Origin of the sequence: Thermodesulfovibrio sp. 1176 (assembly GCF_029946585.1) — a bacterium.
GTDB lineage: Bacteria > Nitrospirota > Thermodesulfovibrionia > Thermodesulfovibrionales > Thermodesulfovibrionaceae > Thermodesulfovibrio.
Genome location: NZ_JARZRZ010000004.1, coordinates 69597 through 86446, shown reverse-complemented (window position 1 = coordinate 86446; position 16850 = coordinate 69597). Strand labels below are relative to the sequence as shown.

Annotated in this window: 12 protein-coding genes; 7 read left to right on the top strand and 5 right to left on the bottom strand. The window is 29.3% G+C overall.

The features are described 5' to 3' along the window. Positions 1-7: 7 nt before the first annotated feature. Positions 8-1597 (bottom strand): phosphoglycerate dehydrogenase, encoded by a 1590-nt coding sequence (gene serA / locus QI155_RS08135; protein WP_068861343.1) that lies wholly within the window; start codon positions 1595-1597, stop codon positions 8-10. Continuing rightward, positions 1594-2751: an alanine--glyoxylate aminotransferase family protein gene (locus QI155_RS08130; RefSeq protein ID WP_068861342.1), complete on the bottom strand. Its 1158-nt coding sequence runs from the start codon at positions 2749-2751 to the stop codon at positions 1594-1596. Before QI155_RS08130 ends, serA begins: the two co-directional genes overlap by 4 nt. A gap of 116 nt (positions 2752-2867) precedes the next feature. Between QI155_RS08130 and miaB the strand changes: the two genes are divergently transcribed. From miaB to QI155_RS08095, 7 genes are all read left to right on the top strand, one after another. Beyond that, entirely contained in the window at positions 2868-4163 is a 1296-nt protein-coding gene (gene miaB / locus QI155_RS08125) for a tRNA (N6-isopentenyl adenosine(37)-C2)-methylthiotransferase MiaB (protein ID WP_068861341.1), read from the top strand. Beyond that, positions 4163-5383, top strand: a complete 1221-nt coding sequence (mtaB, locus tag QI155_RS08120; RefSeq protein WP_281321415.1) for a tRNA (N(6)-L-threonylcarbamoyladenosine(37)-C(2))-methylthiotransferase MtaB — start codon at positions 4163-4165, stop codon at positions 5381-5383. Before miaB ends, mtaB begins: the two co-directional genes overlap by 1 nt. A 252-nt stretch (positions 5384-5635) precedes the next feature. After that, positions 5636-7348 carry a proline--tRNA ligase gene (locus tag QI155_RS08115; protein ID WP_281321414.1) on the top strand — a complete coding sequence of 571 codons (1713 nt, stop codon included), beginning with the start codon at positions 5636-5638 and terminating at the stop codon, positions 7346-7348. Continuing rightward, entirely contained in the window at positions 7326-8267 is a 942-nt protein-coding gene (locus tag QI155_RS08110; RefSeq protein ID WP_068861473.1) for a hypothetical protein, read from the top strand. The genes QI155_RS08115 and QI155_RS08110 overlap by 23 nt, the downstream gene beginning before the upstream one ends. After that, positions 8264-9010, top strand: a complete 747-nt coding sequence (locus QI155_RS08105) for a thiamine pyrophosphate-dependent enzyme (RefSeq protein WP_068861474.1) — start codon at positions 8264-8266, stop codon at positions 9008-9010. Before QI155_RS08110 ends, QI155_RS08105 begins: the two co-directional genes overlap by 4 nt. After that, positions 8995-9528 (top strand): 2-oxoacid:acceptor oxidoreductase family protein, encoded by a 534-nt coding sequence (locus tag QI155_RS08100; RefSeq protein ID WP_281321413.1) that lies wholly within the window; start codon positions 8995-8997, stop codon positions 9526-9528. Before QI155_RS08105 ends, QI155_RS08100 begins: the two co-directional genes overlap by 16 nt. Further along, positions 9518-9976, top strand: coding sequence for an N-acetyltransferase (locus QI155_RS08095; protein WP_068861476.1), 459 nt, complete (start codon positions 9518-9520; stop codon positions 9974-9976). Before QI155_RS08100 ends, QI155_RS08095 begins: the two co-directional genes overlap by 11 nt. Here the strand turns inward: QI155_RS08095 and QI155_RS08090 are convergent. The 3 genes from QI155_RS08090 to QI155_RS08080 are packed head-to-tail and all read right to left on the bottom strand — an operon-like array spanning position 9966 to position 16846. Continuing rightward, positions 9966-10451, bottom strand: a complete 486-nt coding sequence (locus QI155_RS08090) for a hypothetical protein (protein WP_281321412.1) — start codon at positions 10449-10451, stop codon at positions 9966-9968. The two genes, QI155_RS08095 and QI155_RS08090, sit on opposite strands and share 11 nt — an antisense overlap. Then, the gene (locus tag QI155_RS08085) at positions 10417-13059 is read right to left on the bottom strand and encodes a BamA/TamA family outer membrane protein (protein ID WP_281321411.1); all 2643 of its coding nucleotides are present in this window, start codon (positions 13057-13059) and stop codon (positions 10417-10419) included. The genes QI155_RS08090 and QI155_RS08085 overlap by 35 nt, the downstream gene beginning before the upstream one ends. Beyond that, the gene (locus tag QI155_RS08080) at positions 13028-16846 is read right to left on the bottom strand and encodes a translocation/assembly module TamB domain-containing protein (RefSeq protein WP_281321410.1); all 3819 of its coding nucleotides are present in this window, start codon (positions 16844-16846) and stop codon (positions 13028-13030) included. Before QI155_RS08080 ends, QI155_RS08085 begins: the two co-directional genes overlap by 32 nt. Positions 16847-16850: the final 4 nt, after the last annotated feature.

Genomic DNA, 16850 nt, shown 5'->3' with positions numbered 1-16850 from the left:
TATCGATTTAATGGGCAGAGATATAAACTGATTTTACTTCCAAAACATTTGGAAGTTTCTTTATTTTTTCAATTATTTCTTCTGTTAAAGAAGCATCAATACTTATTACAGATAAGGCTATGCCCCCAGGTTCTTTTCTTCCAAAATGCATGTGACCAATATTTATATTGTTCTGCCCAAGCAGTGTTCCAATATTACCAATAACTCCTGGACGATCCCAGTTTCTCATAAATATCATGTTACCTTCAGGAATAATTTCCATTGAAATATCATTAATTTGAACAATTCTTGGATCCTTTCTACTTAAAAGTGTACCAGCAATAACTGCCTTATCATCTTTGCCAATAAGAATTATTTTAACAAGGCTTTGATAATCACCTGCTTCTTTTCCTTTTATCTCTCTAACTTCTATGCCTCTTTCTTTTGCAATGAATGAGGCATTAACATAATTGACAGGTTCACCAAGAATTGGGTCTAAAATTCCTTTCAATGCCGCAGCTGTTAGTGCCTGAGTGTTTAATCCCGAAATTTCACCAAGATATTCAATTTGAATCTGTTTAATGCCTTTTGTAAAAATCTGAGATACGAAACTTCCCATTCTTTCAAGTAACACAAGATATGGTCTAATAAGAGGTACCTGGTCAAAGGGAATGGAAGGAAAATTAACGGCATTACGAATTGTTCCGTTTATCAGATAATCTACTACTTGTTCTGCGATAGCAACTGCGACATTTTCTTGAGCTTCAACAGTGGATGCACCAAGATGGGGAGTACAAATTACTCTTTCATCAGCTATTAAAGGGTATCCTTCTTCTGGAGGTTCTTTTTCAAAAACATCAAAGGCAGCGCCAGCAACTTTTCCAGACTGAATTGCTTCATACAGGTCTTTTTCATTTACTATACCACCTCGGGCACAGTTAATTATGTAAACTCCATTTTTCATTTTTGCGATTGTATCTTTATTGATTAGATACTTTGTTTCAGCGGTCAATGGAGTATGAATTGTTATAAAGTCTGCTTGAGCAAAGATGTTTTCAAGGTCAGTTTTTGTAATTCCGAGTTCTTCAGCTCTTTCATCACTTAAAAAAGGATCATAGGCTAAAACATTCATTCCCATGCATTGCATTCTCTTTGCTACTTCTGAACCAATTCTTCCAAGTCCTATTATACCGAGTGTTTTATTATAAAGTTCTACTCCCATGAATTTTTTCTTTTCCCATTTGCCAGCCTTCATTGAAGCAGTAGCTTGTGGAATTCTTCTTGCAAGAGAAAAAAGCATTGCAATAGCATGTTCTGCAGTAGTTATTGTATTTCCACCAGGGGTATTCATTACAACAATTCCTTTTTTTGTTGCAGCTATTTTATCAACATTATCTACCCCGGTTCCTGCTCTACCTATTACTTTTAGTTTATCTGCTGCTTCAATAATTTCAGCAGTTACCTTTGTAGCACTTCTTATGATCAAAGCATCATATTGGCCTATTATTTCCTTTAATTCCTCAGGTTTAAGTCCTGTTTTTACATCAACCTCAAACCCTGCTTTTTTTAAAATGTCAATTCCCTTTGAAGAAATGTTATCACTTACAAGAACCTTCACTTTTGATTTTCCTCCTTTGAAAAGATTTCCTCTGCCTTTGCAACACCTTTACCAAAAGTTACTGGATAACCAAGTTCCTTAAGGGTCATTTCAAGAGCTGAAATACCAACAATCACATCAAATTTATCAGCATATCCAAGATGAGCAAAACGGAAAATCTTACCTTTAAGTTTATCTTGTCCTCCAGCTGCTGTAATACCATGTTTTTCCCTAAGAGTTTTATAAATTACCTGTCCATCAATACCCTGAGGTGCCTCTATAGCAGTAACAGCATTACTTGGTGTGCCTTTAGGGAATAAATTAAGTCCTATTTCTTTCACTGCCTCTCTTGTAGCATGAGCTAATAGAGCATGTCTACGAAATATATTATCAAGTCCTTCTTTTTGCATTAATTTGAAAGCCTCATTAAGTCCTATAATAAGAGATACAGCTGATGTAAAATTTGTTTGATTTTTGGCAAGATTTTCTCTTTCTTTTTTAAGATTAAAATAAAATCTTGGCATTTTTGATTTTTCATTTCTTTTCCATGCCTTTTCACTCACACTTATAAAAGCTAATCCCGGAGGAAGCATAAATCCTTTTTGAGAACCACTTACCATTACATCAATTCCCCATTCGTCTGTTTTTATATCATGGGCAACAAGAGCAGAGATTGAATCTACAATAAATAATGTATCCTCATAATTTTTTACTATCTTTCCTACTGTTTCAATATCATGGTATACCCCTGTAGAGGTTTCACTTGCTTGAATAAAAACTCCTTTTATCTCCGGATTTTTTTTCAATTCTTCTTCAACTCTATTTACATCAACAGAATAACCCCATTCAACAGGAATTTCTATAACATTTAAACCATAAGCTTGAGCAATTTTTACCCATCTTTCCCCAAATTTACCTCCATTTATGACAAGAACTTTTTCGCCTTGTGAAAAGAAGTTATTAACAGCTGCTACCATTCCACCTGTTCCAGTTGAACATAGAATTAAAACATCATTCTTAGTTTGATAAATCCATTGAAGACCTTTTTTAGCAGAGTCAAGGATTGGTAAAAAATCAGGGCTACGATGGTGAATTATAGGCATTGCCATGCTTACAAGGACTTCAGGTGGGACAGGAGTTGGTCCTGGTGCAAGCAAGTATTTTTTCAAAACCATTTCATTTTCCTCCTAAATAATATTTTAGTAGTTTAGACTATATATATTACCATAAGTGATTTAATTGTGAAAAACCAATTTTTATTTACAAATATTATTGTTGGTATAATAAAAATATGAAGGGTAGGGGAGTTTATATTAAAACATTTGGTTGCCAGATGAATGAACATGATACAGAAAGAATGCTCGGGATTCTTGCATCTCGAGGATTTTTAGAAGTTGAGGAGCCAAAGAAAGCTGATATTATCATATTTAATACCTGTGCTATCAGAGAAAAGGCAGAACAGAAATTTTTTAGCAGTCTTGGAAGGCTTAAACACATAAAAAATAAAAAACCAGACCTCAAAATAATAGTAGCAGGATGTTCAGCTCAGATACAGGGAATAAATCTTTTAAAAAAAATGCCCTTTATTGATTATGTCATTGGACCAGACAATATTGATAAACTTGAAAATATAGTTGAAAGTAAAAATGAAAAACCTAAATTGTTTCTTAGTGAAAATCCTGATATAGCAATTAAAGAATTACCTGTTTTACGAAGAGATTCTGTAAAAGCATGGATAAATATAATTTATGGATGCAATAATTACTGCGCCTATTGTGTTGTTCCATATACCCGGGGTAGGGAAAGAAGTAGACCTGCAGAAAACATACTTAATGAAGTTAAATTTCTTGCACAACAAGGATATAAAGAAATCACCCTATTAGGACAGAATGTGAATTCTTATAGAGATGGAGATATTGATTTTCCTTTATTGCTTGAGAAATTGAATGAAATTGAAGGAATCGAAAGGATTCGTTTTGTAACATCGCATCCAAAAGATTTATCAAAAAAACTTGTTAATACTATGAAAGACTGTGAAAAAGTATGTGAACACATTCATCTTCCTCTTCAAGCAGGTTCAAATAAAATTCTTAAACTTATGAATAGAAAATATACCTATGAGGAATATATTGAGAAAATATCCTGGTTGCGTGAAGCTATTCCAAATATCTCAATTACATCAGATATTATTGTTGGATTTCCTCAAGAATCAGATGAAGATTTTGAAAAAACTATCTTAGCTTTAAAGGAAATTAAATTTGATGGAATTTTTGCATTCAAATTTTCTGCAAGACCAGGAACTGTTGCATCTAAGATTGAAGGTAAAATTCCAGAAAGCATTAAATCAAAAAGGCTTACAGAAGTTTTAAATCTACAGGATGAAATAACCGAAAGAAAAAACAAAATTTATGAAAATACAATTCATGATGTTCTTATTGAGGATAAAAATGAAGAAGGTGTGACCATTGGACGAACAAGAACAAATAAAATAGTAAAAATTAATTGTGATTTACTTAAAGGACAGACTGTAAAAGTTAAAATTGTAAAATCTAATCGGCATTCCTTAGAAGGAGAGTTAATTCAATAATGAAAATATGCCTAATTACTTACGGCTGTAAAGTAAATCAAGCAGAATCTCAAAAGTGGGAACGAATTTTAAATGCCTATGGATATGAAATTACAGATGAAAAGGATAAAGCTGATTTTTGGATTATTAACACCTGCGCTGTTACCCATAAAGCTGAAATTCAATCCAGACAAATCATTAATAAAGCAAAAAAACTTGGAATAAAGACTTTTGTTACTGGTTGTTATGTAAATCTTACGGAAAATTTAGATGGAGGAAATATAAAATTTATTCCAAATTGCAATAAAGATTTAATAATTAATAACTTTAGTCGGATAAATGAAAGTAAAAATTTAAAAATTTCAAGACATCGAGCTATTATTAAAATTCAAGATGGATGTAATAATTATTGTTCTTATTGCATAGTCCCTTATTTAAGAGGAAAACCAAAAAGCATTCCTCCAGAAGAAATTTTAGAAGAAATAAATTTATATGAATCAATGGGAATAAAAGAGATAATTTTAAGTGGTATAAATTTAGGACTTTATGGAATAGATTTTTCAGAAAAAAGAATAAATTTAAAACAGCTCCTTAAACAAATACTTAAAAAAACTTCTATATATAGAATAAGACTAAGCTCAATAGAGATAAATCATATAGACGAGGAATTTTTAGATATTATAGATAATAAAAGAATATGTAAACATCTCCATATACCATTACAACATGGAAGCGATAGAATATTAAAACTAATGAATAGACCTTATAATACAGAACTATACTTAAGAAAATTTGAAGAGATAATTAAAAGATTTCCTAACATCTCAATTGGAACAGATGTCATAATTGGATTTCCATCTGAAAAAGATTACGATTTTATAGAAACATTAAAAATTATTGAAGACTTAAGTTTTTCCTATCTCCATGTATTTCCATATTCAAGAAGACCATTTACAAAAGCTTCTAAAATGAGCGAACAGGTTCATGAGCAAATAAAAAAAGAAAGGGTAAGCATTTTAAATGAACTTGCAAGCCGAAAAAGGAATAAATATTTGAAAAATTTTATTGGAAAAATTGTTGAAGTAATTGTTGAAAGTAGAAAAAATAATTTATTTTCAGGAACTTCTGATAATTATATTAAATGTTTCTTTAAAGATTCAAAATTGCAGAAGGGAGATTTAGCAAAAATTATTATAAATAACATTGATAAAAACCAAGCCTTTGGAAAATTAGTTAATTAGACTGTATCTTTTTAAAATACTTAGGAATATAAACTGCCTATTTATAATTCAATTTAACAATTTACCATAAAAATTAAATAGTTAGCATTATTACAAACACCTTTTTAAACAACTTTTTAACGGTTTTTGATTGTATTTAAAATGTCTGATAATGTATATTATGTTAAATTTATTCAAGATGAGATAAGGAAAAGTATAACGGTATTATGATATACTTTATAAATTATTAAACCTACTTATGGAGGGGTAAAAATGAGATACACTAATCTTTTTATACCAACAATGAGGGAAACGCCTGCTGGTATTAATGCTTTGTCACATATACTAATGTTAAAGGCAGGATATGTTAGACAACTTGCTGCTGGTCTTTTTATATTTCTACCCCTTGGTTGGAGAGTTCTGAATAAAATCAATTCTATATTGAAAGAAGAAATGGAAAGAATCGGCGCCCAAGAAATTTCAATGCCCATACTTCATCCAGCGGAAATATGGCAACAAACAGGTAGATGGTACACAATAAAGGAGGAAATGTTTCGACTTAAAGATAGAACTGGTAGAGATATGTGTCTTGGAATGACCCATGAGGAAATAATGGCATGGATTGCTGCTAAAGAAATTAAATCTTATAGACAGCTTCCTCAAGTATGGTATCAAATTCAAACAAAATTAAGAGATGAAGCAAGACCTCGAGGTGGTATTTTAAGGACTCGGGAATTTATAATGAAAGACAGTTATAGCTTTGATGCTGATGAAGAAGGACTTGATAGAAACTATAAATTACATGCTGAAGCATATCATCGTATATTTACAAGGTGCGGGTTAAAATATTATCAAGTTGAATCAGACCCTGGTATTATGGGAGATATGGAATCCCATGAATTCATGGCACCTACTTCAGCAGGTGAAGATGATATTGTGTTATGTGATAAATGTGGTTATTCTGCAAATATCGAGGTAGCAAAAAGCAATATAGGTTTCCCTCCTCCAATTAATATGGAATTTAAAGAAGTTTATACACCAAATAAAAAGACTGTAAAAGAAGTTTCAGATTTTTTAGGATTCGATGAGAGATATTTTATCAAAAGTCTCCTTGTTATAACAGAAAAAGAACCAGTATTAGTTTTGATAAGAGGTGATCAAGAATTAAATGAAAAAAAATTAGCAAGAATAATAGGAGAATTTTCCTTTGCTTCTCCAGATGAAGCAATTAAAATTATTGGTACTGAAATAGGATTTATTGGACCTGTTAATCAGAAAATTAAAATTTTAGCAGATCTATCAATTGATAAAAATCTTTATTACATTTCAGGAGCGAATAAAAAAGATTATCATATTCAAGGCATTAATCCAACTAAACATTTTGATGCTGAATGGGTAGATATAAGAAAAGTTAAAGAAGGAGATACTTGTATAAAATGTGGAGGTTCTTTAAGAATAGAAAAAGCTATTGAAATTGGAAATATATTTAAACTCGGAGTTAAATATACTGTACCTCTAAATGCTTTCTTTTTAGACAAAGACGGAAAAGAAAAACCAATTATTATGGGTAGCTACGGGATTGGTCCTGCAAGAGTTGCTGCAGCAGCAATTGAGCAAAATCATGATAAAGATGGCATTATATGGCCTAAAAGTATCGCGCCCTTTGATATTGAGATAATCCCTCTTAATATGTCAGATAAAAAAACTGTAAGTATTGCTGAAGAATTATATGAAAAAGTATCTGAAATATATAATAGTTTTGCTGATAGACATATGGAGGTTTTACTTGATGATAGAGATGAACGTCCTGGCGTTAAATTTAAAGATGCAGATCTTATTGGTATACCAATACAGGTAATAATTGGAGAAAAAGGACTAAAGGATAACAAGATTGAAATCAAGAAAAGAAGAACAAAAGAAAGTAAAATGGTATCCATAAATAAGGCTGTTGTAGAGATTGTTAATGCCTATTACGAAACCTATTGAAAATATTGCAGTTATTGATATTGGAAGTAATACTATAAGACTTTTAATTGGAAAATTCGAGGATGGTTTAATAAAAAGAATTTATACTGACAGAACAGTTACCCGTTTGGGACAAGATTTAGCCTTTACAAAGAAACTGAATCAAAATTCAATAGAAAAATCAATAGAAACTATAAGTAAATTTAAAGTAATAGCTGAAAATTTTAAATCAAATTTAATCATTGCCATAGGAACAAGTGCACTAAGGGAAGCCGAAGATGGAATTCTGTTTTGTGGCAAAGTACAGAAAAATACAGGATTAAGGGTATATATTCTATCAGGAGAAGAAGAAGCATTTTTTACTTTTGAAGGTATACTTATAAACTTACCCTACTCTACTCATCCTATCTTTGCTATTGATATTGGTGGTGGAAGTACAGAATGGATATATTCTTTGAATAATAATATCTTTAAAGGTAGTTTAAATATAGGAGCATTAAAAGCCTATTCCAACTTTTTTAAGGATAATAATGAAAAAAAAGCTATAATAAATTTTCTGAATTTTCTTAAAGATATTATATCTAAAACGATTCCAAATTTAAAAACTAAAACAATCATTGCTACAGGAGGTACATCTATTACACTTGCGATGATTGATTTACAAATCTCAAGTTATCTCCCAGAAATCCTACATGGGCAAAAAATATCATCAAAAAAACTTAGAAAAATTGTAGAAAAAATTTCTTCAACACCATATGAAATAAGAAAAAATATAATGGGTATTTTGCCAGACAGAGTGGATATTATATTACCCGGATTATTAATCTTAGAATCAATAGTGAATTATGTTGAAGCAGAAACAATCATAGTAAGTGATCATGGATTAATGGAAGGAGTAATGAAAAATTATATGAAATTCTGTTATAATCAAAAATTATGAAAAAGGTATTTTCTAAACCAAAATCATTAAAGGATGTTCCTTTTAGATATTGTCCAGGCTGTGGTCATAGCATTGCCCATAGACTTATTGGAGAGGTTATAGATCAACTTGGTATAAGAGAAATAACAATAGGGATAGCACCAGTAGGATGTGCAGTTTTTGCCTATGATTATTTTGATATTGACATGCTTGAAATTCCTCACGGACGCCCTCCTGCAGCTGCAACAGGAATGAAAAGAGCATGTCCTGATAAAATAATATTTACCTATCAAGGAGATGGTGACCTTGCTGCAATTGGAACTGCTGAAATAATTCATTCTGCAAATAGAGGAGAAAATATAACTATATTTTTTATAAACAACGCTAATTACGGTATGACAGGCGGACAAATGGCTCCTACAACTCTAATAGGACAGAGAACAACTACTTCACCATCTGGTAGAAGACCAGATTTAGCTGGATATCCAATTCATGTTTCAGAGCTTTTATCTGTCCTTGAAGGAACTTCTTTTATTGCAAGGGGTTCTCTTGATAGTTACAAAAATATTATTTTGACTAAAAAATATATAGAAAAAGCTTTTATATATCAATTAGAAAATAAAGGTTTCAGTTTCGTTGAAATGTTATCTCCTTGCCCTACTGACTGGGGAATGACTCCAGAAGAATCTTTAAAGTGGCTTAGAGAGAATATGATGAAAGAATTCAAATTAGGAGTTATAAAAGACAAATGGAAAAACGCATAATTATTGCAGGTTCTGGTGGGCAGGGAATACTTTTTTTAGGTAAAGTAATTGCCCATGCAGCAATGAAGCAAAATAAGGAGGTAACCTGGTTTCCTTCTTATGGAGCAGAGATAAGAGGGGGAACAGCAAATTGTATGGTTGTTGTATCTGATGAATTAATTGGTTCTCCAATTGTAACTGATTATTTAATTGTTTTAAATCAGGCTTCCTATAATAAATTTATGAGCAGAGTAACTCCAAATGGATATCTTATTTATGATGCTTCCCTTATCAAGAATTCTCATGGTAGAACAGATATAAATATATATCCTGTTGAAGCTTCTAAAGAAGCTTCATTAATTGCTAACCCCAAACTTGCTAACATGATTCTTTTGGGTTCTTTTATCAAGTTATCGAAACTGATTGAAATTGATAAAGTTATTGAAACAATAGAAGAAATTATTCCTGCCAAAAGAAAAGAAATGATTGAAATAAATAAAAAACTTATATTAAGAGGTTTCTCTCTTTTTGAAAATTAGAAAAGCAAAAATATCCGATATTAAAACAATTCACAAACTAATAAATGATTTTTCAAAAAAAGGTCAAATGCTTCCTCGATCTTTAAATGAATTATACGAAAATATTAGAGACTTTTTTGTTGCTGAAGAAGACAGAAAAATTCTTGGAGTATGCGCTTTACATATCCTATGGGAAGACCTTGCAGAAATTAGATCTCTTATTGTACAAAAAGAGTACAGAAAAAAAGGCATTGGAACTCTTCTCGTAAAAAAATGTCTCAATGAAGCTAAACAATTTGGAGTAAAAAAAGTTTTTGTTCTGACCTATATTCCTGAATTTTTTAAAAAAGTTGGATTTAAAGAAATAGAGAAATCTAAGCTTCCACAAAAAATTTGGGGTGACTGTATTAGATGTCCCAAATTTCCAGAATGCGATGAAATGGCTCTTATTTATAATTTTAAGGAATAAAAACTATTTTAATTTCTGAAGTTTCACGTAATTCTTTAATATATTCTTTAAGTTTGATATTTAATTCTTTTTCAAACAAATATTTTTCAATTTCGTCTCTAACTGAATAATAGGCTTTGTCTTTAAAAATATTTTTGTGTTCTTCGTAATAATCTCTGATTTTACTGTCAGGAACAATTATTTTTGACTTTATTTTTAAATCTATATAATTGTTTATAAGTTCTTCATCTTTACCTTCAAAAAATATCTCTTTAGCTTTTCTTAAAAGCAGTGTTCTATTAATAAGTAATTCAACAATTTCATCATTTTTAATATCTGGTATTCTTTTTTTAATATCAGTACTAAATAACTCAAAATCTCTAAGAGTAATAGCTTGGTTTTCAACATAGGCTACTATTCTGTCAATTATTTCACAATAACAGGTGCTTGCCAGTATTATATTAAAAAGCGTGACCAATACTAAAATGAATTTCACCACGGGATTCACCTTTTTCTCTATTTAATTTATATCCATAATCTATTCTAACAGGACCAACTGGAGTTTTATATCTAAGACCTAATCCAGCTGTATACTTAAAATTTGGAATATCAATATCACCTACTCTACTCCAGACATTACCAAAATCAAGAAAATTTACAATGAAAAAATTTTTTCCGAGATAGGTTCTAAATTCAATATTCCCCATTAGAAAGGCATTTCCACCAGTTGGTTGATTGTTTTGCTTTGGTCCAAGGGTATTTTGAGCATAACCTCTCACAGTGTCTCTACCTCCAAGAAAATATCTTTCAGATATAGGTAAATTCTCTGTTTTTCCGTAAAGCCATGACCAACCTCCTCTTAAAGAAGTTGCCAAAACTATATCTTTTATTAATTCTGTATATTTATTTATATAAAATGAAGTTTTCATGAAATTAATCTCAGAACCAAACAATTTGTTACTTAATTTTGAGGTAAAACCGGCAAGCCATCCTTTTTTGGGATCAAAAGGGTTGTCTCTACTGTCATAAATAAGTGAAGCTTTTATTCCACTTATAAATATTTCTCCTATATCTATATCAGAAATAATAACATCTGGTATCACATCCCATATTTTTGAATAAGTTGCTTCATAAAGAATTTCACCTTTAAAGTAATCTAAAAACTTTTTTTCAAAACCTACTGATAATCCATATCTTTTTAATTTATATAAAATATCTTTGGTATCAATATTTTTAAACTCTGTATTTTCATAGGTTAAAGAAGATTTAAATATTAAATCTTTCCAAAACCATGGATCAATATAAGTTATATAGCTTCTCTGTTCAAGCTGGCTAAGTTCAACTCTTGAAAAAATTTGCTTATTCATACCAAATAAATTTATATAAGAAAATTCTGCGAATCCTTTAAATCGTTCATATTCTCCATATCCGAAACCAAATTCAAAAGCTCCTGCAGGAGCTTCTTCAATGTTGTATATTATATCAATCGAATCGTCTATATTTTTATGATTGATGTCTAAACGTGAAAAAAGCCCTGTACGATAAAGTATTTGTCTTTCTTCCTCTAATACAAAAGGATTATAGGGCATGCTATCTTTAGGATGTAGTCTGTCATAAATAAATTTTGTTTTTGTTTTTTTATTTCCTAAGATAATCGATTTACCAAAATATCTTTTACTTTGAGGATTAACAGAGATATCAATATGGGCTTCATTATCCTTTATCTCATAATAAACATCCATTTTAGTATCAAAATATCCTTCTTTAACATATATTTCTCTTATTTTTCGTTTAATTTCAAGAAGAATTGATTCATTGAATATTTTTTGTTTAAATTCTTCTAGTAATTTTATTGAGTTTTCCTTTAATATGTCATCAATTACTTTAAAGTTTAAAAATTTTATTTTTATTTGCTGACCTCTATTGATTTTAAATAAAATTGTTATTTTTTCATCCTCTTCTTGAATTTCTGCAGGATAAACTTTGACATAATAATAACCTTTGGTTCTTAAATATTCTTCTATTCTTTGTCTGTCTGTTTCGATTTCATCGGGATTAAAGTACGAATCAGGACGATTGATAATAATATCTGTTACTTCATCATCCTTTATTGTTTCATTTGTATCTAAATACTTTATTTCTACCTTTGATATTATTCTTCTTTTTCCTTCGTTAACAATATATGAAATCTTTAATATATCTTCTGATTTTTCTATTAAAGGATATACTTTTACATCAATAAAACCATTAATTCGATAGAATGAGATAATGCTATTAACACTATCTTTGATTATATCATCATCGATTTTATCTTTAAAGAAAGATTTTATAATTTTAAATAAATCACCTTTGTTTAAAGAATTGGCTCCTAAAATTTCGATTTCAATAGCCTTTCCTTTCTTTAAGTTAATTATCAACTCATTATTCACAAAAGTATAAGAAATCTCAGTCCCTACTATATTTTGTTTTTCGTAATAATTTTGGGCTTTTTCTATAAATTCTTCTAATATGTTTTGGTCAAAGGGTTCATTTGGATTTAATTTTAAGAAACTTTGGATATATTCATCTTTATCCCCTGTCCATTTGATATTTTTTATTATTAAGGGAGACCCTTCAAATATTAAAAAAGTAATATTACAGAAACTGTTTATACATTCTTTTTTAACATCTACTTTACATTGAATAAACCCGTGTTTTTTTAATGTTTCTTCGATTTTTGTTTTTGAATTTTTTAATGCTATATTTTTGAGTTTTTCTCCTTTTTTGAAAGTAATCAACTTCTTTAAAAAGTTTTGAGAAAAGTACTTGTTGCCTTCAAAATTTATTGATTTAATATAGGGCTTTTCTTTTGCTTTTATATATATATTGTTGTCTTTCTTTTCAATCACTATATCATCAAAAATATCTTTTAAAAAAACTCTCTTTATACCCTCTGTTATTACATCTTTATCAATATATTCTCCCTTATCCAATCCTAAGAGATAAAGAAATTCCTTTTCTTCCATAGAATGAAGTCCTTCTATGTTGATTTTGATTCCTTGAGCATAGGAAAAATTGAAATATAGAAAAATACTAATGAAACTCAAAACGAAACTTAATAGCACCAGAAAGTCCTCCTATTTCATCTCTTAATCCGACAAGATAAATTCCTTTTTTTGCTGAATACTCAACTTTTATTATCTGTTCTGCGGTTGTACCAGTAGCAGTAGAATAAGTAACTGTTAATTTTCCATCCATAAGTTTTTTCCCAACTGTAACTCTTGGCGAAATTGAACCCGTTGTTTTTGAGATGGATGGTTCAACTGTTAATACATCAAGTCCTGTTATTCCTCTTACTCTTTCTTCAATTACGCCATGTATCTGCCCTGTAATAAATGATGTTGCTTCAGAACTTCCGGGTACACTACCCTTCCCGCCATTCTGTCCAATTACTAAGAGATTTAGTAAATCATTTTCTGAAAGAGGAGGATTTGAACTTAGAATAAGGTTAAATTGGTCAATATATCCATTCAAGTTTAAATTTACATTATACTGGGAGATATTGGTTCTTGCAGAAATATTAAGATAGGGTCTTATTGTGTTGGGATCATTGAATTGGATAAGAAATCTAAGTATTTCAAATTTATTATTTCTAAAGTATATCCAACCATCTTTTGCAGTTACCCATCCAAGTATCAAAGGAGTATTGAGAGTACCTTTTAAAATCATATCTCCTTTCAATGTCATTTCCGCAATATTATTATTGATATAAAAAGAATGGGGTTGTATTCTTAAGTTTAAGAATAAATTACTAAACCAACTATTCTTTATAACAGATTTTTTTGCAATATTTGACTTAAGAGCTAATTCAACAAGATCAATTCGTTCCAGATAACTTCCTTTATTAATATTTATATTGCCAGATAGTTGAGGGTTTAATTTAGTTCCACTTAAAAATAGCTCTCCATCTAAGTAAGCCCATGAACGAGGTGAAAAAATCCATCGCACTTTTGAGAAGCTTCCTGTTAATGAGATTCTGTCAATTTCAAAATTTTTTAGATATAAACTACCACCTAATTGAATATCTCCTTCAGAAAATTTTCCATTAGCCTTTTCAATAATGGCTCTATCTTCATTGAAAGAAATTATACCATTTAGATTACTTATGGTCGGAATATCTTTTCTTATGGTTAGAAAGCTGTCTTTTATTTCTATCTCTCCTGCTATTTCTGGATGTTTTCTATTTTCATATATGTATACAAGCATTGATGCCCTTCCCTTTATATCATCTACATTAATAAAACTCTTAAAGGGTCTTAAATCTGTAGAGCCTTCGACAAGAATATCAAAGTAATCAACTACTTTACCTTTTATTTTTATCTCTGTAGATTGTCCTATAAAAGTGATTGGCTCAAAATAAATATTTCCATCTTTTATTATTACAGCTACAGGTGATTTATTATTAAGCCCTACTCCATACAATCGCGTAAAAATACGATTAAAGTTTAATTGACCACTAATTTTTTCGTTTTCATCAATTAAACTATTAATTTTCCCATCAACTAAAATTACTAAATCTTCTGGTAAGTTATTGATAAAAAATCCAACAATTGGATCAATTCTTGATGATTTCAACTCACCCTGAATATTCCATTGTTTTTTATTTAAAAAGCCTGTGATTTTAAAATTTGTATTTTTAAGCAAATTAAAATTTATATGGATTTTTTCTTTTTCAAGGTTTGCCTTTATGTTTCCATCTATTATTCGTCCTGATTTATTTTTAATATTAACTTCACTTTGCATAGATATATCAGGTTCTTTATAGGAATTTATAATATTAAACTTTAAATTTTGTAGTGCGAAAGATTGTAGATATTTTGCACCAATTTTTTCGGCATTTTCTTTTATTAACTTTGTAATATCAAAATTCTTTGAATATCCTGTAATATTAATATTGCCATCGAAATTTATATATCCATTCAAGTTAATATTATCTAATCCAGAATAAAAAACTGACTTATTGATAAAAATGGAATTTTTTTCATATTTTACTGAAGCTATTATACTATCAAATATTTTTTCCTTTCCCATAAAAATATTAGATAAATAAAGGTTTCCTTCAATATCCCCTTTACCTTTTATAGATCCAGTTATATCAATATTTGTATGTAATGACTTATTAAGTGGTTCAAGGTATAAATTCTTAATCGATTGATTATGTATCATAAAGGAAAGATTATAATAGGGCTCTTGCAAATCAAATAAAATTTTAGCTCTTGGAAAATTAATTTTTCCTGTTACTGAAATAATGTCTAAACTTGATAATTTGTTTATGATAAGCTCATTTTTGCGATATTTAAAATCCCCTGATAAGTTATTTATAATTAAAGGTTCGCCATCTAAAGATTTAATAAATTCTTTCAGAAAAATTTTTATCATTTTCGATGAAAATTGAAGATTTATTTGAGGATCCTCTGTTGTTCCAACAATAGAGCCTTGTAATAAAGCATCACCATGAAAGGCTGTTTGATAGGGAGATAAGAGTTCATTAACATCCTCTGTATTGCCTTCAAAATAGAAATTAAGATTCATATTTTTTAGATTCAGAGCCCCATGAGCAAAAGCATTAGTCTTTGAAAGGCTAATCTTTAATGATTTAAAATTATATAATTCTCCATCAGATTCAAAAACACCTTTAATTGATTCGATTTTACCTCTTACGTCATTAGGTAATTTACCCTTTTTTAAATAGACAAATTCTCCTTTCGGTGAAAATTTATTTCCCTCTGATATTAACCAGCCTTCTACTTCGCCTTCAGCAATATGAGGATTCCAGTTTATTAAATCAAAGATTCCTGAACTTGAGACTTTCTTCAATTCAACATGGACATAGTGTTTCGTTACCACTGGAAGATTTATCCAAACATTAGCATTTGCTGTTCCTCCATAAAGATTAACTTTTCCATTTTTAAACTCCAAAATACCATTCTTATAATATATATCTGTATTTATTCTTTTTACTTTGACACCAAGTATATTTCCATCTTCATGTTGTGCCTTTGCAAATACTTGAAAATTCGACAAAGAACCTTCAACTTTCCCTTGAATTATTGTAGTATAACCTTCTAATTTTTCAGTTACTTTTAGTATTCTCATAAGTTCCTGAAGAAGAAAATGTCCATCGAAGTTTATATCTAAATTGACTTTATCTAGTAATTCTGTTGCATTTTGAAATGAAATTGTTCCATCAAGATTAATCTGTCCATTTGACTTATCTTTTATTCCTAAAAAGTTCATTAATGAATTAAAAAATATTTTTCCTGTAATAAAAAATTCACCAAAAAAGCTATCATAAGATAAAACACCAGAGGTTTTGACAAGAGAATGAATATCGAATATTTTAATTTCCTGTAACAGAATTTTATTGTCTTTAACATAAAAAGAAGTTTTAATATTTGTATCAATGTTTGGATATTCAGGCGTTGATATTTTTAAATTAGTAATAAAATTAAATTTTAGTTCATTTTTTAAAATTGCTCTTCCGTGAAGATTATTTATATTCAAATTTAAATTATTTTTATCTAACATAGCCGATAGATTTTCTATTTCAAAGGAGCTAATTATAATTTTAAAGGGTATTTTTGTTGGTTCTTTTAGATAAACTTTTATGTTTTCAATTAAGCTATTTAAAAAAACTTCATCAGATGAATAAGAAAAATTAAATAAAACTAATCTTCTTATATCTATCTCCTTATTAATTATTCTGCTAAGAGATATATATATTTTGGCTTTTGAAAGAATAAAAAAATTTTTTTCATTTTCAGGAGAAACAAAAGATATATCCTTCATTTCAATATAAAGAGGAATTAAATTAAGATAAACTTTTCCAATTGATACTTCTAACCTGGTCATATTC

Coding starts and splice junctions, on each gene's coding strand:
- miaB (WP_068861341.1), top strand. CDS start 2,868: ATGAAGGGTAGGGGAGTTTATATTAAAACATTTGGTTGCCAGATGAAT.
- QI155_RS08100 (WP_281321413.1), top strand. CDS start 8,995: ATGGAAAAACGCATAATTATTGCAGGTTCTGGTGGGCAGGGAATACTT.
- QI155_RS08115 (WP_281321414.1), top strand. CDS start 5,636: ATGAGATACACTAATCTTTTTATACCAACAATGAGGGAAACGCCTGCT.
- mtaB (WP_281321415.1), top strand. CDS start 4,163: ATGAAAATATGCCTAATTACTTACGGCTGTAAAGTAAATCAAGCAGAA.
- QI155_RS08105 (WP_068861474.1), top strand. CDS start 8,264: ATGAAAAAGGTATTTTCTAAACCAAAATCATTAAAGGATGTTCCTTTT.
- QI155_RS08110 (WP_068861473.1), top strand. CDS start 7,326: ATGCCTATTACGAAACCTATTGAAAATATTGCAGTTATTGATATTGGA.
- QI155_RS08130 (WP_068861342.1), bottom strand. CDS start 2,751: ATGGTTTTGAAAAAATACTTGCTTGCACCAGGACCAACTCCTGTCCCA.
- QI155_RS08080 (WP_281321410.1), bottom strand. CDS start 16,846: ATGACCAGGTTAGAAGTATCAATTGGAAAAGTTTATCTTAATTTAATT.